The 22,530-nt window shown below is 65.2% G+C and carries 20 protein-coding genes; 7 read left to right on the top strand and 13 right to left on the bottom strand.

Annotated elements, in window-relative coordinates; all coding sequences use genetic code 11:
• Positions 1-14: 14 nt before the first annotated feature.
• The 4 genes from FBY28_RS01250 to FBY28_RS01235 form a co-directional block, all read right to left on the bottom strand.
• Entirely contained in the window at positions 15-803 is a 789-nt protein-coding gene (locus FBY28_RS01250; protein WP_141863614.1) for a crotonase/enoyl-CoA hydratase family protein, read from the bottom strand.
• Between the two features lie 31 nt (positions 804-834).
• A complete protein-coding gene (locus FBY28_RS01245; protein ID WP_141863612.1) occupies positions 835-2,256 on the bottom strand; it encodes an aldehyde dehydrogenase family protein in 1,422 nt (473 codons plus the stop codon).
• A gap of 40 nt (positions 2,257-2,296) precedes the next feature.
• Complete coding sequence (locus FBY28_RS01240) at positions 2,297-3,415, bottom strand: zinc-binding dehydrogenase (protein WP_141863610.1); 1,119 nt, start codon at positions 3,413-3,415, stop codon at positions 2,297-2,299.
• Between the two features lie 207 nt (positions 3,416-3,622).
• Positions 3,623-5,206 (bottom strand): acyl-CoA synthetase, encoded by a 1,584-nt coding sequence (locus tag FBY28_RS01235; RefSeq protein ID WP_141863608.1) that lies wholly within the window; start codon positions 5,204-5,206, stop codon positions 3,623-3,625.
• A 117-nt stretch (positions 5,207-5,323) separates the two neighbouring features.
• Between FBY28_RS01235 and FBY28_RS01230 the strand changes: the two genes are divergently transcribed.
• Together FBY28_RS01230 and FBY28_RS01225 are read left to right on the top strand one after the other, a co-directional pair.
• Complete coding sequence (locus FBY28_RS01230) at positions 5,324-7,246, top strand: flavin-containing monooxygenase (RefSeq protein ID WP_141863606.1); 1,923 nt, start codon at positions 5,324-5,326, stop codon at positions 7,244-7,246.
• Positions 7,243-8,130, top strand: a complete 888-nt coding sequence (locus tag FBY28_RS01225) for an SDR family NAD(P)-dependent oxidoreductase (protein WP_141863604.1) — start codon at positions 7,243-7,245, stop codon at positions 8,128-8,130. Before FBY28_RS01230 ends, FBY28_RS01225 begins: the two co-directional genes overlap by 4 nt.
• Positions 8,131-8,149: 19 nt before the next feature.
• Here the strand turns inward: FBY28_RS01225 and FBY28_RS01220 are convergent, their stop codons facing one another.
• Positions 8,150-8,776, bottom strand: a complete 627-nt coding sequence (locus FBY28_RS01220; RefSeq protein WP_141863602.1) for a Dabb family protein — start codon at positions 8,774-8,776, stop codon at positions 8,150-8,152.
• Positions 8,769-9,116, bottom strand: a complete 348-nt coding sequence (locus FBY28_RS01215; protein WP_141863600.1) for a hypothetical protein — start codon at positions 9,114-9,116, stop codon at positions 8,769-8,771. Before FBY28_RS01215 ends, FBY28_RS01220 begins: the two co-directional genes overlap by 8 nt.
• Positions 9,117-9,216: 100 nt before the next feature.
• Between FBY28_RS01215 and FBY28_RS01210 the strand changes: the two genes are divergently transcribed.
• The gene (locus tag FBY28_RS01210; protein ID WP_141863598.1) at positions 9,217-10,452 is read left to right on the top strand and encodes an NADH:flavin oxidoreductase; all 1,236 of its coding nucleotides are present in this window, start codon (positions 9,217-9,219) and stop codon (positions 10,450-10,452) included.
• A 6-nt stretch (positions 10,453-10,458) separates the two neighbouring features.
• Here the strand turns inward: FBY28_RS01210 and lipP1 are convergent, their stop codons facing one another.
• The 6 genes from lipP1 to FBY28_RS01180 all read right to left on the bottom strand — a co-directional run bounded on the left by lipP1 (position 10,459) and on the right by FBY28_RS01180 (position 17,259).
• On the bottom strand, positions 10,459-11,412 hold the full coding sequence (gene lipP1, locus FBY28_RS01205; RefSeq protein WP_286177620.1) for a LipP1 family hormone-sensitive lipase: 954 nt from the start codon (positions 11,410-11,412) through the stop codon (positions 10,459-10,461).
• A gap of 34 nt (positions 11,413-11,446) precedes the next feature.
• On the bottom strand, positions 11,447-12,328 hold the full coding sequence (locus FBY28_RS01200) for an IclR family transcriptional regulator (RefSeq protein WP_141863594.1): 882 nt from the start codon (positions 12,326-12,328) through the stop codon (positions 11,447-11,449).
• A gap of 214 nt (positions 12,329-12,542) precedes the next feature.
• On the bottom strand, positions 12,543-14,003 hold the full coding sequence (locus FBY28_RS01195; protein WP_141863593.1) for an FAD-dependent oxidoreductase: 1,461 nt from the start codon (positions 14,001-14,003) through the stop codon (positions 12,543-12,545).
• Complete coding sequence (gene bphC / locus FBY28_RS01190) at positions 14,000-14,908, bottom strand: biphenyl-2,3-diol 1,2-dioxygenase (RefSeq protein WP_174241516.1); 909 nt, start codon at positions 14,906-14,908, stop codon at positions 14,000-14,002. The genes FBY28_RS01195 and bphC overlap by 4 nt, the downstream gene beginning before the upstream one ends.
• Before the next feature lie 15 nt (positions 14,909-14,923).
• Positions 14,924-16,105 (bottom strand): acyl-CoA dehydrogenase family protein, encoded by a 1,182-nt coding sequence (locus FBY28_RS01185; RefSeq protein ID WP_141863592.1) that lies wholly within the window; start codon positions 16,103-16,105, stop codon positions 14,924-14,926.
• Positions 16,106-16,197: 92 nt separating this feature from the next.
• Positions 16,198-17,259 (bottom strand): ferredoxin--NADP reductase, encoded by a 1,062-nt coding sequence (locus FBY28_RS01180; RefSeq protein ID WP_141863591.1) that lies wholly within the window; start codon positions 17,257-17,259, stop codon positions 16,198-16,200.
• A 137-nt stretch (positions 17,260-17,396) separates the two neighbouring features.
• On the opposite strand from FBY28_RS01180, the gene FBY28_RS01175 reads away from it, so the two are divergent.
• Genes FBY28_RS01175 through FBY28_RS01165 form a run of 3 tightly spaced genes read left to right on the top strand, consistent with a single transcriptional unit; the run spans position 17,397 to position 20,707 of the window.
• Entirely contained in the window at positions 17,397-19,007 is a 1,611-nt protein-coding gene (locus FBY28_RS01175; protein ID WP_216847422.1) for a flavin-containing monooxygenase, read from the top strand.
• Complete coding sequence (locus FBY28_RS01170; protein WP_141863589.1) at positions 19,007-19,804, top strand: mycofactocin-coupled SDR family oxidoreductase; 798 nt, start codon at positions 19,007-19,009, stop codon at positions 19,802-19,804. Before FBY28_RS01175 ends, FBY28_RS01170 begins: the two co-directional genes overlap by 1 nt.
• 45 nt (positions 19,805-19,849) lie before the next feature.
• On the top strand, positions 19,850-20,707 hold the full coding sequence (locus FBY28_RS01165; protein ID WP_141863588.1) for an SDR family oxidoreductase: 858 nt from the start codon (positions 19,850-19,852) through the stop codon (positions 20,705-20,707).
• Here the strand turns inward: FBY28_RS01165 and FBY28_RS01160 are convergent.
• Positions 20,691-21,551, bottom strand: coding sequence for an alpha/beta fold hydrolase (locus FBY28_RS01160; RefSeq protein ID WP_141863587.1), 861 nt, complete (start codon positions 21,549-21,551; stop codon positions 20,691-20,693). The genes FBY28_RS01165 and FBY28_RS01160 overlap by 17 nt on opposite strands.
• Before the next feature lie 192 nt (positions 21,552-21,743).
• Between FBY28_RS01160 and FBY28_RS01155 the strand changes: the two genes are divergently transcribed.
• The gene (locus FBY28_RS01155; protein ID WP_141863586.1) at positions 21,744-22,529 is read left to right on the top strand and encodes a 2-keto-4-pentenoate hydratase; all 786 of its coding nucleotides are present in this window, start codon (positions 21,744-21,746) and stop codon (positions 22,527-22,529) included.
• Position 22,530: the final 1 nt, after the last annotated feature.

Raw genomic sequence — 22,530 nt, 5'->3', positions numbered from 1 at the left:
CCGCCTCTCGTGTCTCATGGTTGGCTCCGCCAACGTGCGATGCGCTGCCGGTGCTCGGTATCGGCGTGCGCCAACGGCTGCATTGCCGCCGCCATCGCCAATGTCGATTCCAAGGTGCCGGTGCGTGATTCGCCGAGCAGCCTTTTGGCCATCCGCAGCGAATGTGGCGGATTCTTCGCGATGCGGTCGGCGAGGTCCTTCGCCGCGGTCAGCAGATCGTCGTGGGGGACAACGCGACTCACCAGGCCCCAGTCCAGCGCCGTGACCGCGTCGATCCGGTCACCGGTGAAGGTCATCTCGGCGGCGCGCTCGTAACCGATCGCGCGCTGCAGGAACCAACTGCCCCCATCACCGGGGATCAGGCCCAGCTGCACGAAACTCTCGGCGAACGAGGCGCGTTCGGACGCGATCCGGATATCGCACATCATCGCCAGATCGCAGCCCGCCCCGATGGCGGCGCCGTTGACCGCGGCGATCAACGGCACCTCTAGCCTGCCCAGCGCACGCGGGATGCGTTGGATGCCGTCGACATAGGCGTACCGTTGTTCGATGGGTGCGAGGCCGAACATGCCCTGACCGTCGGCCATCTCCTTGACGTTGCCACCCGCGGAGAAGATCTTGCCTTCCGCGGTGAGGATGACGGCACAGACGCCGGTGTCGGCGTTGGCCTGTTCGGCTGCGGCCTCGAAGGCCGCGATGATGTCCTTGCCGGTGATGGCGTTACCCTGCTCGGGACGGTTGATGGTCCACGTCTGCACCGCCCCGTCGGACGTGATGCGGAGTGGTTCGGTGGTTACCGACATGTCATGGCTCCAGGCTCTCGGTGGGTCGGATCTACGGCAGCTGCAGTGACTTGATCTGCAGATATTCTTCGAAACCGATCCGGCCGAGCTCACGCCCGATACCAGATTTCTTGTAGCCGCCGAACGGAGCGGCCGGGTTGTACTTGCCGCCGTTGATATCCAGTTGACCGGTCTGCACCTGTCGGGCGAACGCCACCGCGGTGGCGTCATCGGCGGCCCAGACGGCTCCGGACAGTCCGTAGGGCGTGCCGTTGGCGAACTCCAGAGCTTCGTCGGTGTCGCGGAACGGGATGATCGAGAGCACCGGGCCGAAGACCTCTTCCTGACCCAGTTCGGATTGCGGATCGACGTCGGCGAAGACGGTGGGGGCGACGTAATAGCCGATATCGCGTACCTTCTGGGCGCCACCGCACACCAGTCGTGCACCCTCGCCCGGCGCGCGCTCGATGAAGCCGAGAACTGTTTCCTGCTGAGACTTGGATGCGATCGGGCCGACACGGGTCGCGGGATCCCACGGGTCTCCGACGGTGTACTTGGCGACGGCGGCTTCGACGATGTCGAGGACTTCGCCGTACCGGGCGAGCGGAACCAGCATGCGGGTCCACGCCATGCATGTCTGGCCGGCGTTGAGGAATGCGTTGCCCACGCCGACCTTGACCGCGGTCGTCAGGTCGGCGCCATCGAGGATGACGTTCGCCGACTTGCCGCCCAGTTCCAAGGCCACCTTCTTGATGGTCTTTCCGGCCAGCTCACCGACTCGGCTCCCGACACCGGTGGAACCGGTGAACGACACGAAGTCCACGTCCGGATGTTCGGACAGCCGCTCTCCGATGATCCGGCCCGGACCGGACACCAGGTTCACCACACCGGGAGGTAGGCCGGCATCATGCAGCGATTCGACGAACTCGAACACCGAGAGCGGGGCCTCGTTGCTGGGCTTGAGCACCACTGTGCACCCCGCAGCGATGGCCGGGATGACCTTGGCCACCACCTGGTACAGAGGGTAGTTCCACGGGGTGATGGCCGCGACCACACCGTAGGGTTCGCGGGTCACCAGCGAGTTGCCGATTCGTTCCTCGAACTCGAAAGTGGCCAGCGCGTCGGCAAATCCGCGTGCGACGGCCAATGGAACCTGGGTCTGCACGGACTGCGAGACGCGGATCGGTGCCCCCATCTCGGCGGTGATGGTCTCGGCGATATCGGGCAGCCGCTTCTCCATCGACGCGATCACCGCGTCGAGGCGTTCGCGCCGCTCGGTGACACCGATGTTCGGGTCGAACGCCCTGCGCGCGGCGGAGACTGCGGCATCGACATCGACGTCCGATGCGCTGGGCACGACCCCCAGCACCTGCTCGGTGGCCGGGTTGATGACCTCGATGACGTCGCTGCCGGTGGGGCGGACCCACTCACCGTCGATGTAGAGCTCGGTGCGGTCGTAGTTGTGGTTGCTCATCTGGCGCTCTCCGGTAATCGGTTTCGGGGCGGGTGGCCGGTCAGGGGACGATGCTGGCGCGAACGTCACGTTTGTCCTCGGCGGCGGCGAACGCGTCGTTGATGTCGTCGAGGGAGTAGCACGCCGCGGCCAACCGTTCGAAGGGCAGCGTGTCCTGATAGGCGGCCAGGAAGTCCAGTGCGCGGGACAGCACCGCCGGGTCGTAGAGAGAAACTCCGACCATCGTCTTGTTGGAGAACACGAACCGAGACGGATCGAACACAAAGGTCTTGCCCACGTTGATGTTCCCGATCTCGACGTATCGGCCGAACTGCCCGAGCAACTTGAGGCCCTCGTCGATGGCCGAGGGATGCCCGACAACCTCGACCACCACATCGGCGCCCTGGCCGTCGGTGAGCCGCCGGACGATCTTGGCCCGGTCCTTCTCGTCGGTCACCTCGGTGATGTCGATGACTGCGTCGGCGCCGAACGCCGTCGCCAGCTCGAGGCGCTCGGGAACGCCGTCGATCGCGATGACCTTCGCCGCGCCGCGGGCCTTGGCGACCGCCACCGCGTACAGCCCGAGGGCGCCCGCGCCCTGCACCACGACGTACTCGCCGAGCTGCTGGTCGACCCGTTCCAGGCCGTACATCACCTGCGACAGAGCACAGTTGGCACCGGCAGCGATGTCATCGGAGACCGAATCGGGGACGGTGTAGACCACGGCGCCGGCGGGCAACACGAAATAGTCGGCGTAGCCACCGACAAAGTAGGGCGGCTCGTCGGCGCGGCCCAACATGGCCATCTTCAGGTTCAGGCAGGCGTTTCGCCGCCCGGCCAGGCAGTTGCGGCAGGTATGACAGCAGAAGAAGTAGGGGAACACCACTCGGGTTCCGTCCGCCAGCGGCTTTCCGTTGGAGTCGGTGGACACACCTTCACCCAAAGCTGCCACCACACCGACCATTTCGTGTCCCAGCACGGTCGGCAACTGCCCGCCGAGACCGCGGGTCGCGAAGGTGCCATGCCAGGCGTGCACATCCGAGCCGCAGATGTTGGCGCGCGTCACCTTGATGAGGATCTCGCCGGGATTGATATCGGGTAAAGTGACCGTCTCGATCTCGAACGGTTTACCCGGCTCGTCGAATCGAGCGATACGACCCCTGTACGGCGCAACAGTCACAGCTTGACGTCCTCTCGGTTCACCTGCGTAGGCCATGTCCGCCGCGGTCGGCACACACGTGCGGGCATGCACACGGCCACATCTGTTTTCGCACCGTAACGGCGCACAGTGGGGGAGCGAACTCGCGATTCCCGCCCAGCGGTCACTGTGCGCTACCGCACGTCGGCGCCGGGTTGGGGGTGCGTACCGGCCAGCGTCGATATGGGTTCAGCCGGGGACTCGCGCCGCGGTGGTGAAGCGCTCCCGCAGCACCCGCTTCAACAGCTTGCCGCTGGGATTCTTGGGTAACGCCTCGACGAAGAACACCTGCTTGGGTGTCTTGAACCCGGCCAGGTGGGCACGGCAGTGGGCCACAACATCGTCTTCGGTCAGCTCGAAGCCGTCCCTGGCGACCACCGCGGCCACGACGGCTTCCACCCAGGTCGGATGTGGCACGCCGAACACGGCGACCTCCTCGACCCCGGAGTGCCGGTAGATGACCTCTTCGACCTCGCGGCTGGCCACGTTCTCGCCACCGGTTTTGATCATGTCCTTCTTGCGATCCACGACGTGCAGCAGCCCGTCGGCGTCGTAGTAGCCGAGATCACCGGAATGGAACCAGCCTCCACGGAACGCTTCGGCCGTCTTGGCCTCGTCGTCGAGGTAGCCCAACATCAGATGTGGGCTGCGGTGCGCGATCTCGCCGACGACGCCCGCAGCGACCGGAGCATTGTCGTCGTCGAGGATGCTGGTCTCGACATTGATGACCGGCCGGCCCGCGGATCCGGCGTGGGCATCCTGTTCATCAGGCCCCAGGGCCGATGCCAGCGGCGCCATCTCCGTCTGCCCGTAGAAATTCCAGAGGCGCAGATGCGGCAGCCGCTCGCGCATCTCGGCCAGGATCTCCACCGGCATCGCGGAGGCCCCGTAGTAGCCCTTGCGTAGGCTGGACAGGTCCACTTGCTCGAACACCGGCGAGCGTAGCAGCGAGATCCACACCGTCGGTGGCGCGAAGTAGTTTGTCACCCCGTATTTTTCGATGGTTCGCAGGACCATTTCGGGATCGGCCTTGGGCAGGATGATGCTGGTGGCACCGAGGTAGATATCGGTGATCAGGAAGTTGTCGAGTTGGGCGCAGTGATACAGCGGTAGCGAGTGGATTTCCACATCGCTGCCCTCCATCGAGCCGGCGATGATGGAGCTGATGTAGTTGCCCATCAGGCTGCGGGTCGAGTGCATGGCGCCCTTTGGCTGCGACTCTGTGCCGCTGGTGTACATCAGCCGGATCATCTGGTCGTCGTCGATGTGCGGACTGGGTGCCGGCGAAGCGGTCTCCAACCACTGTGCGAAGTCTGGCCAGCCCGCCGGCGGTGTCTGACCGGGAAGCACCAGCGCCGCAGTCACCGCAACCGGTGCGCCCGCCTGCATCGCCGCCTCGGCTGTCGGGACCAGGTCGGCCTCGACCAGGAACCCGGTCACCTTGCTGTGCTGCACGATGAAGGCGATCTCTGCGGCGGTGAGCATGAAGTTGATGGGGACCAGCACCACGCCGGCGCGCGCCGTGGCGAATGCCAGCACCGCGTACTGCCAGCAGTTGTGGGCCAGGACGGCAACCCGATCGCCGACTCCGAAACCGTTGTCACCCAGTGCGGCTGCGGTCCGGTCGACGAGTCGTTCGAACTCGGCGAAGGTCAGGCTGAGGCCACCGTCGATGATCGCTACCTTGTCGGGATGCTTGCGCGCCGAGCGTCGTGGGATATCGCCGAGGGCGTGGCTTCGTGCCGAGGCGAGAACGGACTGCAGATCATCCATGACCTGGACTGTAGGGGCCGCCGGACGGCTGTGATCGGCCGGCGTCCCGCTCAGTAGAAGACGGTGCCTCGCGCAGCGTCGGACGCTCACATACTCGGTCCAGAACAAGGAGGATCGATGACGATCGCTGTGACCGTTACCGCAGACCAGAAATCGCCAGAACCTGAGGAACTGCGCACCAATCTCGCGAACGCCGATGCCGGCATCCTGGTGGCGGTGCTGGCTCAGCTGACCGGTGACGCCAGCGTCGTGGGCCGGTATGCGGGAAAGATCTCGTACACACCTGATCCGCCCGAGCAGAAGGGCAGCACCGACCCCGCAACGCATACTCAGTTGGTCGAGGCGGTGGTGGCCGCGATGCAGAACCCGCGCCCCGCCGATGCCGTGCCGTTCGACGACCCCGAGTTGTTCGCCGCCGTGGCACCTGTGGCGCTGGGCACCGAAGTGGGACCGGAGTACATCGCACTGTTGCTGGAACAGGGCGGCTTTCACGCCTCCCAACCGGTGCTGCCGCGCACCGCGAAGCTGCCCACCGGTTTCAAGGTCGTCATCATCGGGGCCGGCATAGCCGGTATGGCCGCCGCGCTGGAGTGCGCTGCCGCCGGTATCGATTACGAGATCATCGACCGCAACGACGAGGTCGGCGGCACGTGGTATACCGCGGTGTACCCCGGAATCGGCGTGGACACCCCGTCGGCCTACTACTCACTGTCTCGCGATATCAACGGGGGGTGGTCGAGCTATTACCCCCAAGGCCCCGAGTACCAGCAGTATTTGAAGTCGGTCGCCGACAAGTACGGCTTGCGTGACCGGACCCGGTTCAGCACCGAGGTGACCGCGTTGCGCTGGGTTGCCGATCGCAAGGTGTGGGAGGTGCACAGCAGCGGTGCCGACGGCAAGCCCGACGTCTCCTACGCCAATGTCGTCGTGCCGGCTGCCGGTTATCTGAATCGGCCGCGATGGCCGGACCTGCCCGGCCGGGAGACCTTCGCCGGGGTGAGCGTGCACTCCGCCGAGTGGGACCCGGAGCTGTCGCTACGCGGCAAGAAGGTGGCGATCATCGGTGCGGGTTGCACCGCCGTGCAGATCGTGGATGCCTCCGTCGACGAGGTCGAGCACCTGACGGTCTTCCAGCGTCAGCCCCACTGGGTCGCGCCGCGCAAGCGTCTGACCGACGACGTACCCGAACACCGTCGCTATCTCAACGCGCATGTTCCCTTCTACGCCAACTGGAACCGGCTCAAGTCGTTCTGGGGAACGGCCGACAACAACTATCCCGTCATCGTGCGCGATCCCGAATGGGCGGCCGATCATCTGTCCATCTCGCCGGCCAATGATGTGCTCCTGCAGATGTGTCTTGAGTACATCGACCGGGTCTTCGGCGCCGGTTCGGAGTTGGCGAAGAAGGTGACTCCGGACTTCGCGCCGTACGGTAAACGCATAATCCGAGATCCGGGCGGCTACTACGCGGCGCTGGCCCGCGATCATGTCGACGTCGAGGCAAGCGAGCCTGCCGAAGTCAACGCGCGCGGTATCGTCACGCAGGACGGACGGCAGATCGACCTGGACGTCATCATCTACGCCACCGGCTACCACCTGGATTTCCTGTCCACCGTCGACATCGAGGGGCGCGACGGCATCAAGTTGGCCGATGTCTGGGGTGACAGCCCTGCCGCATACCGTGGTGGTCTGGTGCCGGGCTTCCCGAACATGTTCATCTCCTCGGCGCCCAATTACAGCCCGGGGCACGGTGCGGGGCACAACTTCGGTGTCGAGGTGATGGTGCACTACGTGATGGAGTGCCTGCAGCTGATGGCGGAGCGCGGGGCGCAGACCGTCGAGGTCACCCCGGAGGCGTTCGAGAAGTATGTGCGCTCCATCGATGAAGCGATGGCCCAGACGGTGTGGTGTCACACGCCGACCGCGCACACCTATTACCGGTCCGGTGGTGGTCGCATCGTGACGGCGTTCCCGTTCCGCCTCATCGAGGTGTGGCAGAGCCACCGTGCCCCCAACGAAGAGGATCTGGTCGTCCAGTGAGCGGAATTCTGCACGGTAAAACGGCTTTGGTCACCGGCAGCAGCCGCGGTATCGGGCGGGCCATCGCCCAGCGGCTGGCCGCCGAGGGCGCCACCGTGGCGGTGACCGCCCGGTCTCATCGGGCTTCTGCGTCCACCCGGGCGGGAACCACCGCCGAGCTGCCGGGAACGATCGGCGAGACGATCGAGCTGATCGAGGGTGCCGGCGGTAAGGCCTTCGGTATTGCCTGCGATCTGGAGGACGCCGACCAGCGCGCTCGGCTCATCGATCAGGTTGTGGAGCACACCGGGCGACTCGACATCCTGGTCAACAATGCCGGATACGCGGACTACTCCGTCATCGAGGACATGCCGATGACCACCTTTGAACGGACCATAGAGCATTACGTCCGCACGCCGTTCGTGTTGACCCAGCGGGCCGTTCCGCACATGCGCACACAGGGCGCCGGTTGGATCGTCAACATCGGCTCGGTCACCGGACTCGCGCCGGCGCGGCCCTACCGGGAGTACAACAAGACCTCCGGTGACGTCATCTACGCCTCGATGAAGGCGGCGCTGCACCGCTTCACGCAGGGCGTCGCTGCCGAGTTGCTCGACTCGAACATCGCGGTCAATGTGGTCGGGCCGTCCAGTGCCGTGCGCACGCCCGGCGCTGCCGGCCTGATCCCGGAGACGTTTCCGACCGAGCCGGTCGAGTACCTGGCCGAGACGGTGCTGGCAATGTGTCACCTGCCCGCGGCCGAACGCACCGGTCTGGTGGCGTTCAGCCTGCACTATCCCTGGTCGCAGAATCTGACGGTGCACAGCCTCGACGGCACCACCGAGCTGCCGCCGCTGCAGCCGCCGGCCGCAGCGAACCCGAACATCCTGCCCGACGGGATCTGATCTTCCGCAACTGCCTACGTCAGCGCAGTACGTGGTCGCTGTCGATGCAGAAACTGTGGCAGACCCGTTCGCGGACAATGGCCTTCGGGCACTCCGGATCGAACCACTGGTCGACGACCGCCCAGTGGATGGGGTGCATCAGGTAGGCACCCATGATGCCGTCGGCATCGGTGAACTCCTGTTCGAAGACGTGGGTCCAGGCGTTCCCGACGGTGCGCTCCGGCCGACTCAGCTGCCAGGTGCTGATGGTGGACACATAGCCGGGCAGTAATCGCAGGTCGGCCTCGAAGCGAGCCGTGGTGTCGGGATCGGTGCCGTCGGCGACCCGCAACAACAGCACGCGGTAGACGCTGCCGGTGCGACGGCCCTCGATCGCGGTGGACGAACCGTGATAATCGGCGCCGTTGACGCGGGTCACGGCGGGGTCGGCCAGGACATCCGCGACCTCGGTGGCGGCAGCCTCCCATCCGGCGCTCTCCTCAAATCGGAGGTGTAGCAGCAGATCCCCGCCGTTTCGACTGCCCGCCAGGGTGGGGGAGACCAGGGCCCGGTGGGCCCCACTGCGCCGTGCCGCGTGGGTGAGCGCCGTCCGGATCCGTTCGTCGTCTCCCTCTGCGATATCGATGAGCCGGGTGACGCTAAACATCGCAGAGCCCGTCGACGTCATCGTGTGCGGCGGCCGCATCGCGTTCCCGCTGCAGCACCAGCTCGGCGACACTGTCCCACCAAGCGCCGACCGCCGGGTCGGGTCGACCCTGCCAGGTCATCTCCCACCACGCCTGTGCGCTGGGCAGGACCCAGGTGGCGGTGACCGTGTTGGGCTCCGTGTCAAACCAGATAGGTGGTGAGACAAGCAGATTGACCAATCTCATGCCACGTTCGCGGGCACTCGGCGCGTATCCGGACAGGTAGCTGTCGACGAACTGCCTGGCGCGGCCGGGCCGGGTGATCACCCGGTCGATGACGAAGATCTCACCGTCTGCCATAGCACTGACCCTAGGGTCTTCCCGACGATGAGAGGGTGCTGATCCCGGTTATCGGGAACCGATGTTGACGCGGAGACGGCCGCCGGTCGATCGTGATCTGATGACCGATCTCAGCCCAGATCCGTTCAGTCCGATACAGCTCGGGCCCGTCCGGCTCCGTAACCGGGTCATCAAGGCCGCCACCTCCGAGGGGCGATCGCCCGAGGGGTTGGTGACCACCGATCTGATCGACTTTCACCGCAGTTTCGCCGAGGGTGGCATCGGAATGACCACCGTGGCGTACTGCTGTGTCTCACCGCAGGCGGCCAGTGCCCCTGGCCAGATCGTGATGAGCGATAAAGCGCTGCCCGGCCTTCGGCGGCTCACCGATACCGTGCACTCGGCAGGGGCAGGTATCTCCGCGCAACTCGGGCATGCCGGGGTCGTGGCACACAAGCGTTTGACAGGTGTCACCCCGCTGGCGCCGAGCAGGTTCATCAATCCGTCGTCCGGCGCGTACTGCCGAGAGATTCGTCGCGACGAGATCGCCGGGATCATCGACCAGTTCGGCGACGCGGCCAGAGTGGCGGTCGACGCCGGATTCGACGCGGTAGAACTTCATTTCGGTCATCTGTACCTGCCCAGTTCATTTCTCAGCCCACTGCTCAACCGTCGCAAAGACGAGTACGGCGGAGACATCGACAACCGCTCGCGTCTGGTCCGCGAGATCGCCCGGCGGGTGCGCGAAGTCGTCGGGAACAGGGTGGCGATCATCGCCAAACTCGATATGGACGACGGCCTGCCGGGCAGCATCTGGATCGATGAGGCGCTGCGCACCGTGCAGCTGCTCGACATCGACGCCAATCTGGACGCCATCGAGTTGACCCAGGGTTCGTCGGTCTACCGGCCGATGTACCTGTTTCGCGGCGATGTACCGGTGCGTGAGTTCGCCAAGGTGATGCCGACGATGGTGCGGCCTGGTCTACGAGTCCTTGGCAAAGCAGTGATGGGAAATTATCCCTACGAAGATCTGTACATGCTGCCGGCCGCCCGGCAATTCGTGCCGATCATGAAGAATACCAAGCTGATCTTGTTGGGGGGCATCACCAACCGCGAACACATCGAGACCGGAATCCGGGAGGGCTTCGATTTCGTCGCGATGGGCCGGGCGCTGCTGCGTGAGCCGGACTTGGTGAACAAGATGATCGCAGATCCCGGCACCCGCAGTCGCTGCAACCACAACAACAGGTGCATGGTGACGGTCTTCGGCCGAACGCATTGTGTGCTCGACCCGCAACAGCGTTACGGCTCTGCCGAATCCATGGACGTCACCGCCGGGGAAACCATCCGGCGGTGACGTGGCTCATGAGTTGACCTGACCGCTGATGACGCCGGTGAGGTACGCACACGCCTGGGCGCGGGCCTTCTGGCAGATGTCCAGGCTCGGCATGGTCATGAAACCGTGCACACCGCCCTCGAAATAGCGCTGCACCACCGGAACTCCAAACCGTCGCAGGGCCTCGGCGTAGGCCACACCCTCGTCTCGCAGCGGATCGTGCCCGGCCACCACAGCCACCGTCGGCGGCAGCCCCGACAGATCGTCGGCGTGCAGTGGCGAGGCGTACGGATCGGTCCGGTCGGCCGGGTTCGGCACATACTGATCCCAGTACCACCGCAGAGCGGGAAGCGGGTTGTAGTACCCATGACCGAACTCGCGGTAGGACGGGGTGTCGAAGTCGGCGGCGATGACCGGGTACAACAGCAGCTGGCCGGCCAGTCGGGGACCGCTGCGATCGCGGGCCATCAGGGCGGTGACCGCCGCGAGATTTCCACCGGCGCTGTCGCCGCCGACCAGCAGGGTACCCGGATCGCCACCTAGTTCGGCGATGTTCGCCGCGGCCCAGACGGTTGCGGCGTAGACGTCCTCGGCTGCCGCGGGCCACTGGCCTTCTTCTGCGGCCCGCCGATAGTGCACCGAAACAACAACGGCCGGTAGGCGATTGGCGAAGTCGCGGCACAACCCGTCGTGGCTGTCCAGGTCGCAGAACACCCAGCCGCCACCGTGTGCATAGATCAGCGTCGGTACGCCCTTGTCGTCGGCGGCTTCGGGTCGGTAGATGCGCACAGCCACCGGACCGTCCGGTCCCGCGATATTGCGGTCCTCGACCGAGGCGATGGGCTCGGGATCGCTCGCTGCCACCATCCGTGACCGGATGGCGGCGCGGGCCTGGTCACCGGTCATGGTGTGTACCGGCGGGAAGCCGGAATCCAGCGCGTCGATGATGGCTGCGATCTGTGGGTCGAGTTTGTCGCTCACGCTCATATCTGTCGATTCGCTCCGCAAGCTGCGCTCATGCCGGCTGCAGGGTCGAGGTCCGCACCGCCGTCTGACTGATCGGACCGCCGCGCAGCGGACGCATCTGCTGCAGCGTCGGAGCCACCCGCATCGGCCCGCCTTCCACCGCGCGCCAGATCCCCATGGCCGCCATCCGCACCGGCGCCACGAGGTGTTGGTCGAATTTCATCTGACCCATCGGCCCGCAGACCGAGACCGCGGCGACCGCCTCGCCGGGGTCACCGATCGGAGCTGCCACACAGCCGAATCCGGGCACCGACTCTTCGCGGTCGAAGGCGACGCCGTGCGAATGAACCTTGGCCAGTTCGGCGCGCAGCTGGGCGGCCGTGGAGATGGAGTATTTGGTCCGACGCGGAAGCGGAGCCGCAGCCGCCACGTCGAGGTCCGGCTCACCGGCGAAGGCCAGGATCGCCTTTCCGACGGCGGCGCAATGCGCGGGCTGGCGTCCGCCGACCCGGGTCGGGATGGCGGCGGTCAGCCGGTTGCCGACCTTTTCCATGTAGACCACATCCGAGCCCTCCAGCACGGCGAGATGGACGACCAGGCCGGTGGCGGCGTGCAGCTCGTGCAGCATCGGAATCGCGGCCTTGTGCAGCCGGTCCTGGTGGACCGCGAGTGAGCCGAGTTCGACCAGCCGCATCCCCAACTCGTAGTCGCGGCCGGAGCGACGCAGCCAGCGCAGTTGGACAAGGCGCTCCAGCATCCGGTGGGCGGAGGAGCGCGGCAATCCGGTGCGCCGGACGATCTGTGCCAGTGTCAGCCGCCCGGGTCCATCGAACGCGTCGAGCACGAGCGAGACCCGGTCGATGACGGCGCTCGGGGTTTCGGCGGCGGCCTTGATGGCGGGTGCGCGAGAGCTGTCGACGGTCACGGTCATCGTGGTCCTCCGGAGTATCCATATTTCTAATAGGCATATGCCTAATGCTCATATAGACCTATCACATCGCTGTGGCTGCTGTCACATGGTTGGGTCGTTTCTCAGCCGGACAACAACGTCGAAAGCCGGGCGTGCTGTCGCACAACCCGGCTTGACGTGGGCCTTCACCGACCCGGCTCGATGTGAATTGTGTGTCTCGGCGTGTCGCCCGTCCTCAGGCCGACGCCGCGCTGCACCCGGCCCGGCGGCCGTAGAAGCTGCCGTCGCCGAGGGACACGCCGCTGGCATAGCCCCAGGCCGCGAGCCCGGCGGCAGACCGCCCGGCGGCGAACAAGCCGGGTATGGGCTCGCCACTGACGTGTAGAACCTCGGCATCGAGCGTGGTGGCGAGGCCGCCGAGGGTGAAGCCCCCGGTGCTTTCGCGCAGATCGATCGCGCCGACCGGAGAACCGATGGGTCTGATCCACTGCGGCTTCTTGTGCAACAGGGGGTCCTCACCACGCGCCGCGCCGGCGTTGTAGGCCGCGACGGTGGACTGTAGCGAACCCGGGGGCAAGCCGATCTCCGATTCGAGTTCGGCGACGGTATCGGCAACCCAGGTCGGCGGCCGCATCATCAAGTGTGGCGACGGCGAATTCATCGCGTCGTCCTGGCCATCTCCGTCGATGATCAGATACGCCGTGTTGTCCTGGTGGTACAGCGTCAGTTGGCCGATGCGACCCGGATAGGTGTCCTCGGCAACGTAGCGCTGCCCCCGGGCGTTGACCAGGATTCCGCGCACCAACTGCTGTGGATCGGCGAAGATCGCGACCTCGGTGGCGTCCATATGGGCCAGATCGGCTCCCAGTGCCTGTGCCATCTGGATCGCGCGGCCGTCGTGCTGCTCGATCGAGGCGGCCGGCCTGCCCGCGATCCGCGGCGCGTACTGCGCCACCATCGCCTCGTTGTAGGCGAAGCTACCCGTGGCCAGCACCACACCGCGCCGCGCGCGGATGGTGACCTCGTCTCCGTACTGGCGCGCGAGGACACCGACGACCCGACCATCCGCGGCGACCACAAGACGTTGCGCGCGAACGTCATACAGTGCACGGGCGCCGGCTGCGGTCGCCGTCTCGACGAGCGGTTTCATCAGCATGTAGCCGGCGGACGCTTCACCCTGCTTCTTGTTCGACATCTGCGGGATGTGACCGCGCGGTGCGGGCGTGGCAATGGTGTTGAACGGGAACGAGTTCTCGCCACCGGAGTACATCAACCCCTGATCGCCCATCGGCTCCCAGCCGGGCTCGCCGAAGAACTCCGCCTTGAACGTCACCCCGCAGCCCACGAGCCAGTCGAAGTGGGCAACGCTGCCCGCGCAGTAGTCGTCGATGCGCTTCTCGTCGGCGCCTGGGCCCATGGCCACCTTGAGGAAGGCGGCCATGTCGGCGACTGAATCCTCGAAACCACAGGCTTTCTGCAACGACGTGCCGCCACCGAGATAGATGAATCCGCCGGCCATGGATGCCGCACCACCCCACGAGCCGGTGCGCTCGAGTACGAGCACATCGGCCCCGGCTCGCGCTGCCTCGACGGCCGCCGACGCCCCGGCCACGCCGTAACCGGCGATGACGACGTCGGCGTGGTGATCCCACCGGGTGACCTCGGCCTCGGCCAGCGGGACGATATCGCTGCTCACGGGCGCATCGCGGCGGGAAGATCATCGACCCACTTGTGGCCCCAGTAACTGTCGGCGGTGATTTCCTCGGCGGTGTAGTGATTCTCGTCGACGCGCATGCCTTCGGTGCCGAACTCGATATCCCAGTCCCCGGGCGCCCGGACGTAGAACGACACCATTTTGTCGTTGGTGTGGCGGCCAAGCGTGGAGGACAGCTGGAAGCCGTCGGAGCTGATGCGGTCCAACGCCTGGCCGACGGCGTCAAGTGTGTCGACCTCGACCATGAGGTGGATCAGGCCCGGGTCACGCAGGGTGGCGGCGGGGCACAGCGCCAGGCTGTGGTGGCGCTGGTTGACCCCGAGGAAGCGGACCCGGACCGGACCGAATTCCGGCGGTACCGGCACCCGGAATGCGCCGCGGGATTTGAAACCCAGTACCTCGGTGTAGAAGTCGAACATCCCCTGCACGTCCAACGCCGGCAGCACCACATGGCCCAGGCCCTGTTCCCCGGTCACGAAACGGGCACCGAACGGTGTGACGACTGGGCTGTGGTCGAGCACCGCGCCATGGAAGACCTCCAGCGAGGTACCGGCCGGATCTTCGAAGGCGATGACCTCTTCGACCCGACGACTGTCGGCCTCGGCGAGTGACAGTTCCTTGTACGGGGTGCCTGCGGCCTCAAGGCTTCGCTTGACCTCGCCGAGGTCAGCAGCGTCACGCACCTCCCAGCCGACGGTGACGATCTTGTCGGTGTCACCGGGAGAAACGATGATGCGCGCGGCCCGTTCGTCCATGCGCAGATACAGCGAATCCGGGTCGGGTCCGCTTCCGGTGGCGAAACCCAGGACATCGAAGGCGAATTGGCGCCAGCGGTGCATATCGGTCGCCTGCACGGTGACGTAGCCGAGGCTCTTGATCAAACCCATGTTGTCTGTGCCCTCCTAGATCATCGCTCGCAGCGGGCCCTGGGGATCGACGCCCAGTGAGCTCAGTGCCGATGCGTGATAGACGGTGCTGGGCACGTGGATGGCGTGCGCCTGACCCACGTGCACATCACGCCAATACCGCTGCAAGGGCTTGTCCATCCTGGTGCCGTTACCGCCACAGCGCGCGAAGATCTCATCGACAGCGGACACGGCGCGCCACACTGCGCGAACCTGGGTGCGCCGACCGGCGGCACGGTCGGTGAAGGACACCTCCTTGCCCGCGTCGACCATGTCGTAGATGCGGTCGACATTGGCCAGCAGTTCCTGGCGGGCGGCGTTGATATCGGCGGCCGCCTCACCGATCGCATACATCACGTAGGGGTCGTCCTTGATGGCGACGCCGCTGGAATTCACCCGTGAGCGCTGGTAATCCAGCGCGGCGGCAAGGGCGCCCTCGGCGATGCCGATGGTTGCCGACGAGATGCCCAGCGGGAACATCGTCGACCACGGCATCAGGTACAGCGTCTCGGTCATGCCGGCCTCGCGCTGGGCGGTGCCGTCCATCACCTTCATGGCGTCCATCGTCCGATAGGTCGGCACGAAAGCATCCTTGACGATGACATCCTTGGATCCGGTACCACGCAGGCCCACGACATCCCAGGAGTCTTCGACGATCTCGTAATCCTTGCGCGGCAGGATCATGTGCAGCATTTGCGGAGGCATCAACGGCTTGCCGTCGGCATCGCCGATCATCGCGCCGAGGAAGATCCAGTCGCAGTGGTCGGTACCCGAGCTGAACTGCCAACGACCGTTGAAGATGTAGCCACCGTCCACCGGCACGGCGACACCCTGGGGTGCGTAGGGCGAGGCGACCCAGGTGTCGACATCATCGGCCCAAATCTCGGCGCCGACGCGTGGGTCGGCGTAGGCGAGCTGGTAGGGATGGACACCGACCACTCCGTTGATCCAGCCGGCGGACGGATCGAGCGCCGCGGTGGCCATCACCGTTTCGGCGAATTCCCGCGGATGGACTTCCATGCCGCCGTGCTTCTTCGGTTGGAGCAGGCGGATGTTGCCGAGCCGCTTCATCGTCTTGACCGTGTCATCGGTCAACTTGCCGATCTTCTCGGCCTCCTGAGCCTGTTCGCGCAGTTGGTCTGCGACGTCCGCGAGGCTGTCGATCACCCGTTGTGTCATACCTACGATGGTGGCGCTTGTCCGGCCGGACACGCAGCTGCCTTCCCGGTGAGCGGACGCGAATCGTGCCCCGCGCTGCGCATGCCACACGTCTAGAATTCGACCTTGATCGAATTCGACAGCGGGCAGGCCTGACAGGCCAGGAAAAGTCCTTCGGCGATGTCCTCTTCCTCGAGGATCTCCGCATTCCCCAGGTCGACCTGGCCCTCCACGACCGTGGCCGCGCAGGATCCGCAGTTGCCTTCCCGGCACGAGTAGGGAACCTCGATGCCCGCCGCGATCATGGTGTCCACGAGATTGCGACCCACCGGCCATGTGAGGTGGTGCACCGCACCATCGATGGAGATCTCGGCTTCGGCGCCCTGTCCGTCGGACGGCAGGTCCTCGATGGCCACTTCGGCGAAGGGATCGCCATCGAGGGACTGAAAAACCTCCAAATGGATGTTTTCCCGCGCGATTCCGGCCGCGGTGAGGGCTTCCTTGACCACCGCCATGAACGGTGCGGGTCCGCAGATGAATGACTGGTAACCGGAGTAGATCCGGGCGAAGTTGTTCAGCTGGGTCAGGGTCGGCAGGCCCTGGATCGATTCGAGCCAGTGCATCACGGTCAGCCGGCCGGCATGGCGCGCTGCGAGGGCACGCAACTCGGCGGCGAAGATCACCGATGCCTCGTCGCGGTTGGCGTAACACAACACCACCCGCCCGGTGCCCGCGACGAGCACCGATTTGAGGATCGACATCACCGGGGTGATACCGCTACCTGCGGCCCAGAGCACGAAGTCACCGTCGAGGTCGCGGGGCGTGAAGATGCCGGACGGCGGGAGTGATTCGATGGTGTCTCCGATGGACACGTTGTCGCACAACCAGTTCGATCCGTATCCGCCGTCGGTCCGCTTCACGGTCACCTTTGGTGCATCATCGGTGTGCGGAGAGCTGGCCAGCGAGTAGCAGCGCGCGACCGATCCGGTTTGTTCACTCGGGATCCGCAGGGTCAGGAACTGACCCGGTCGATAGTCGAACCGTGACCGGTGCTCGGCGGGCACGGCGAATACCAGGGATTTGGCATCGCGACTCTCCTCGACGACAGCGGTGACGGTCAGGGGTACTGCGCGGGGTGCTGCCGCGGCGCGGCTATCGGTTTGGACGTCGCTCATGGCCCGGGATCCTGCTCGACTTTCGACCGGGTGTCCGGAGGTGCTACCGGTGGCTGGGACGAAAAGCCCGCTTTTCGATGACCGTTGACCGGGAAGGGCCGGACGTCGTTGCGCGTGGAGGTCCTAGCGTTTTCGGCGTGACTGGGACTGCGGATCGTGTTGACATTGTGGTGGTTGGTGCCGGCTTCGGCGGCCTCTACGCCCTGCACAAGTTCCGGCAGCAGGGTAGGTCGGTACGCGTGTTCGAGGCGGCACCCGAGGTCGGGGGCACCTGGTATTTCAACAGGTATCCGGGTGCTCGCTGCGATGTGGAGAGCCTGGACTACTGCTACTCGTTCTCCGACGAACTCCAGCAGGAGTGGACCTGGACGGAGAAGTACGCGACCCAGAGCGAGATCCTCGACTACATCAAGTGGGTGGCCGACAAGCTCGATCTGCGGCCCGGCATCACATTCAACACCCGTGTCGTGTCAGCGGTGTTCGACGACGATGCGCTGAACTGGACCGTCACCACCGATACCGGCGAGACCGTCATTGCCCGCTTCGTCGTGATGGCCACGGGTCCGCTGTCGTCTCCGTTGACGCCCGATATCGCCGGCCTCGACGATTTCGGCGGCGAGGTGTACCACACGGCTCACTGGCCACATGACGGCGTCGATTTCACCGGTAAGCGGGTTGCCGTGATCGGCACCGGCTCTTCGGGTATCCAGTCCATTCCGATCATCGCGGAGCAGGCTGCGCAGCTCTATGTCTTCCAACGTACGCCGAATTACAGTGTGCCGGCCGGTAATCGAGCGCTCAGCAACGACGAGATCAAACGAGCCAAGGCCACTTACGATGAGCGGCGGCGCATGTCATGGCGCAGCGGCGGCGGGTCACCGCATGTGGCACATCCGAAGATGACCATGGAGGCCACCCCTGACGAACGCCGCGAGGCATTCGAGAAGCGCTGGCAGCTGGGCGGTGTGCTGTTCTCGAAGACCTTCGCCGATCAGATGATCGACATGGAGGCCAACGACGAGGCACGTAAATTCTACGAGGAGAAGATCCGGGCGGTCATCGACGATCCCGAGGTCGCCGACCTGCTGATCCCGAAGGATCATCCGATCGGCACCAAGCGAATCTGTACCGACACCAACTATTTCCAGACCTTCAATCGGCCCAACGTCGAACTGGTCAGCGTCCGCGCGACCCCGATCCAATCGGTGGACGCCACCGGGATCAACACCACGAACCGCCATGTCGGCGTCGACGCGATCGTGCTGGCAACGGGTTTCGACGCCATGACCGGCACTCTGGCCAAGATCGACATCGTCGGCCGCGACGGCCGCAGGCTCGTCGATAGCTGGTCCCACGGGCCTCGCACCTACCTCGGTTTGGGAGTGGACGGGTTTCCCAACCTGTTCCTGGTGTCCGGCCCCGGCGCGCCGGCGGTGCTGGCCAACATGGTGTTGCATGCCGAAGCGCATATCAACTGGATTGCCGACGCCATCGACTATCTGGACAAGCATGAGGTGGCCGCGATCGAGGCCACCGCCGACGCGGTCGACGACTGGGTGGCCGAGTGCAACAGGCGCGCCGACGCGACACTGTTCCCCAAGGCCAACTCCTGGTACATGGGTGCCAATGTGCCAGGTAAACCCCGGGTGTTCATGCTGTTCATCGGTGGGTTCGCGACCTACCTCGGTATCTGCGCCGACGTGGCGAATGCCGGCTACAAGGGATTCAGCCTGCTGAAGGGGGCGTGATGCCGGACCTGGGCGGTAAGGTCGCGGTCGTCACGGGTGCGGCGCGCGGCACCGGCCGGGTGCATTGTGAACGACTGGCCGATGCAGGTGCCGATGTGATCGCCGTGGACACCGGTGCCGCGAGCGAGCTGGCCGGCACGGTGGAAGCGGTGATCGGCCGGGGGAGGCGGTGCCACAGCGGCCACTCCGACGTCCGCGATCTGGATTCGTTGCAGTCGGTGGTGACGGCCGGGGCCACCGAACTGGGTGGTGTGGACATCGTGGTGGCCAACGCGGGTATCCATATCGCCGGTGCGCCGACCTGGGAACTGAGTGCCCGCGCGTGGGCGGACACGCTGGATGTGAACCTCACGGGCGTCTGGCACACCGTCAAGGCAACTGTTGCGCATCTGAGCCGGAACGGGGGATCGATCGTCATCATCGGATCCACCAACGGTGTCCGCGGAACTGCGAACTCGGCCCACTACACCGCCAGCAAGCACGCCGTCGTCGGGTTGGCGCGCAGCCTGGCCAACGAACTAGGACCATTCAACATCCGCGTCAACGTGGTACACCCGGGCGCCGTCGGTACCGCCATGGTCCGCAACGAGGCGACCTACCGACGGCTGTGCCCGGATATCGAGAACCCCACCGAAGCGGATGCGGCGCGGGTCCTGACCGCACGAAATCTGCTGCCCGTTCCGTGGGTGGATCCGGTGGATGTGGCCAATGCGGTGTGCTTTTTGAGCTCCGAAGAGGCCCGCTATATCACCGGCACCCAATTGGTGGTCGATGCCGGATTGACACAGAAGGCGTAGCCGTGGACGGGCCATTCGTGTTGCAGTGAAAGGAGACTTCATTTCATGGGTACCTATGTGGTGACCGGATCGGCCTCGGGTATGGGTCGGGCCGCAGCCGAGAGGCTGCATGCCGCAGGGCATTCGGTGATCGGCGTCGATTTGAGGAATGCCGAGGTGATCGCCGACCTGTCCACCGATGCGGGGCGTGCCACGGCGGTGCAGAGGGTGCTGCAACTCTGCGAGGGTGTCCTCGATGGTGCGGTGCTCGCCGCCGGGCTTGGACCCATCCCGGGGCGGGACCGGTTGATCGCCGAGGTCAACTACTTCGGAGTCACCGATCTGTTGACCGCGCTGCTGCCGGCATTCGCCCGTGCCGAACGAGCCAAGATCGTGGTCGTATCGAGTAATTCGACCACGGTCACCCCGTTGGTGCCGCGTCGTGCGGTGCGGGCATTGCTCGACGGCGATATCGAGCGGGCAATGCGGGCCGTGCGGATGTTCGGCGGCCGTTCCGCGCCGATGATCTACGCGGCCTCCAAGATCGCGGTGGCACGGTGGGTGCGTCGGAACGCGGTCACCGCGCAGTGGGCAGGCGTGGGTGTCCGTCTCAACGCGTTGGCCCCGGGCGCCGTCATGACACCGCTGCTGGAAGAACAGTTGGCCGATCCGACCGAAGCCAAAGCGATCACCACATTCCCGGTGCCGGTCGGTGGCTTCGGTGACCCCGGACAGCTCGCCGACTGGATGGTGTTCATGCTCTCGGATGCCGCCGATTTCCTCTGTGGCAGCGTCATTTTCGTCGACGGGGGTTCCGATGCCTACTTTCGGCCCGACTCGTGGCCCGCGCGGCTGCCCGCGGCGATGCTGCCGCGGTACACCACACGATTCCTCGGTTACCGGCGTGCTAGGCGTCGCTCTTAGTGAGGAAAGCGAGCACTGTCCGCTCGAAAGCCGCCTTCGCTTCGATCATCACCCAGTGACCGCAGTTGGGAAACACATGCAACTCGGCATTGGGGATGGTCCGCATCGGCACCAACGCCATGTCCAGCGGGCTGACGCGATCATCACGACCCCAGGTCAGTAGCGTCGGGGCAACGACCTTGTGCATGGTCGCCCACGGCAGCGGGAAGGCGGCGTTGCGCATCATGTCCATCATCGCCGCGAACGCCGCCTTACCGTACATGCGTCGCGCGGCGGCCAGCGTCTCCGGGTCGGTGGCCAGCGACCAACGCTCTTCTATCAACTCCTCGGTCACCAGGGACTCGCTGTAGACCATCGAGCGCAGCCAATCGACCAGCCGTTGTCGAGTGGGATCCTCGGTGAACTCCTGCAGCAGCCGAATGCCCTCGCTGGGTCCGGGGCTGAAGATGTTGGTGCCGATACCGCCGATGGTCACCAGCCTGCCGAGACGGCCGGGATGTGTGGTGGCGAAGTTGATGCCGACACCACCACCCATGGAGTTGCCGATGACGTCGACCTTGTCCAGACCCATCGCATCCACGAACTGCACGACGGCGCCCTGCGCGTCGAGCATCGGATGTCCGCCGAAGTCATCGCTCACACCGAAGCCAGGGAACTCCAGTACCAGGCAACGGTAGTGCTCGGCGAAGAACGCGAGATTGCCGCGGTAGTTCCGCCAACCAGTGACACCGGGACCGGAACCGTGCAACAGCAGCAGGGGAGGACCGTCGCCGGCTTCGTGGTAGCGCAGCACGCCCGAGGGGGTACTGATCTCACGCTGGCTCTCGCGGTAGTCGATTGTCATGCACCGATTCCACACGATCGACTCGCGAAACTCACCCCTGATACCGGAGAGCGGGATACCGGGCTCGAATGTGAACTACAAGACGTCCGTTGAGTGGACCTCCGGAGATCGCGTCGCGTCGATCAGCCCACAATGGGCTCATCGTCGGCCCGCAAGGCTTCACGCAAAAGGTTTCGAGGGGAATTCATCAACATGCTCAGTGTCGAGGTCCGCGACGTGCTTGCTGCCGACTTGGCTGAGGCGGAGCGTAGTCGGGTGGCGACGACGCCGTTGACGGATCGGTATCCCGATATCGATGTGGTGGATGCCTATGAGATTCAGTTGATCAATATCCGGCAGCGGGTGGCCGAGGGTGCGCGGGTGGTCGGGCACAAGGTGGGTCTGTCCTCGGAGGCGATGCAGAAGATGATGGGGGTGGATGAGCCCGATTACGGTCATCTGCTCGCTGATATGGAGGTGTTCGAGGATAAACCGGTTGCGGCGGGCCGGTTTCTGTATCCGCGGGTGGAGGTCGAGGTGGGGTTCATCTTGGCCGATGATCTGCCGGGTGCGGGGTGCACCGAGGATGATGTGCTGGCTGCGACGGCGGCGTTCGCGCCGTCGATCGAGTTGATCGATACCCGGATCACGGACTGGAAGATCAAGTTGTGCGACACGATCGCCGATAATGCGTCGTCTGCGGGGTGGGTGTTGGGCCCGGAACGGGTGTCGCCCAAGGATATCGATATCAAGGCCATCAATGCTGTCTTGAAACGCAATGGTGAGGTGGTGGCCGAGGGTCGCAGTGATGCGGTGTTGGGTAATCCGGTGACTTCGGTGGCGTGGTTGGCGCGCAAGGTCGATCAGTTCGGGGTGCGGTTGCGTGCGGGGGACATCGTGTTGCCGGGGGCGTGTATGCGGGCGATAGATGCTCGTCCCGGTGACGATTTCGTAGCGGATTTCGATGGGCTGGGTTCGGTTCGTCTTTCTTTCGAATAGG

The organism is Arthrobacter sp. SLBN-53 (assembly GCF_006715585.1).
Taxonomy (GTDB): domain Bacteria; phylum Actinomycetota; class Actinomycetes; order Mycobacteriales; family Mycobacteriaceae; genus Mycobacterium; species Mycobacterium neoaurum_A.
Note: the sequence above shows the minus strand (reverse complement) of the source record. Positions and strands in the feature narration are given on the sequence as shown.

What these genes read in the sequence shown, in the direction of transcription:
- FBY28_RS01250 (WP_141863614.1), bottom strand. Translation starts at nt 803, where the DNA reads ATGTCGGTAACCACCGAACCACTCCGCATCACGTCCGACGGGGCGGTG.
- FBY28_RS01245 (WP_141863612.1), bottom strand. Translation starts at nt 2,256, where the DNA reads ATGAGCAACCACAACTACGACCGCACCGAGCTCTACATCGACGGTGAG.
- FBY28_RS01235 (WP_141863608.1), bottom strand. Translation starts at nt 5,206, where the DNA reads ATGGATGATCTGCAGTCCGTTCTCGCCTCGGCACGAAGCCACGCCCTC.
- FBY28_RS01230 (WP_141863606.1), top strand. Translation starts at nt 5,324, where the DNA reads ATGACGATCGCTGTGACCGTTACCGCAGACCAGAAATCGCCAGAACCT.
- FBY28_RS01220 (WP_141863602.1), bottom strand. Translation starts at nt 8,776, where the DNA reads ATGTTTAGCGTCACCCGGCTCATCGATATCGCAGAGGGAGACGACGAA.
- FBY28_RS01215 (WP_141863600.1), bottom strand. Translation starts at nt 9,116, where the DNA reads ATGGCAGACGGTGAGATCTTCGTCATCGACCGGGTGATCACCCGGCCC.
- FBY28_RS01210 (WP_141863598.1), top strand. Translation starts at nt 9,217, where the DNA reads ATGACCGATCTCAGCCCAGATCCGTTCAGTCCGATACAGCTCGGGCCC.
- FBY28_RS01200 (WP_141863594.1), bottom strand. Translation starts at nt 12,328, where the DNA reads ATGACCGTGACCGTCGACAGCTCTCGCGCACCCGCCATCAAGGCCGCC.
- bphC (WP_174241516.1), bottom strand. Translation starts at nt 14,908, where the DNA reads ATGGGTTTGATCAAGAGCCTCGGCTACGTCACCGTGCAGGCGACCGAT.
- FBY28_RS01185 (WP_141863592.1), bottom strand. Translation starts at nt 16,105, where the DNA reads ATGACACAACGGGTGATCGACAGCCTCGCGGACGTCGCAGACCAACTG.
- FBY28_RS01180 (WP_141863591.1), bottom strand. Translation starts at nt 17,259, where the DNA reads ATGAGCGACGTCCAAACCGATAGCCGCGCCGCGGCAGCACCCCGCGCA.
- FBY28_RS01170 (WP_141863589.1), top strand. Translation starts at nt 19,007, where the DNA reads ATGCCGGACCTGGGCGGTAAGGTCGCGGTCGTCACGGGTGCGGCGCGC.
- FBY28_RS01165 (WP_141863588.1), top strand. Translation starts at nt 19,850, where the DNA reads ATGGGTACCTATGTGGTGACCGGATCGGCCTCGGGTATGGGTCGGGCC.
- FBY28_RS01160 (WP_141863587.1), bottom strand. Translation starts at nt 21,551, where the DNA reads ATGACAATCGACTACCGCGAGAGCCAGCGTGAGATCAGTACCCCCTCG.
- FBY28_RS01155 (WP_141863586.1), top strand. Translation starts at nt 21,744, where the DNA reads ATGCTCAGTGTCGAGGTCCGCGACGTGCTTGCTGCCGACTTGGCTGAG.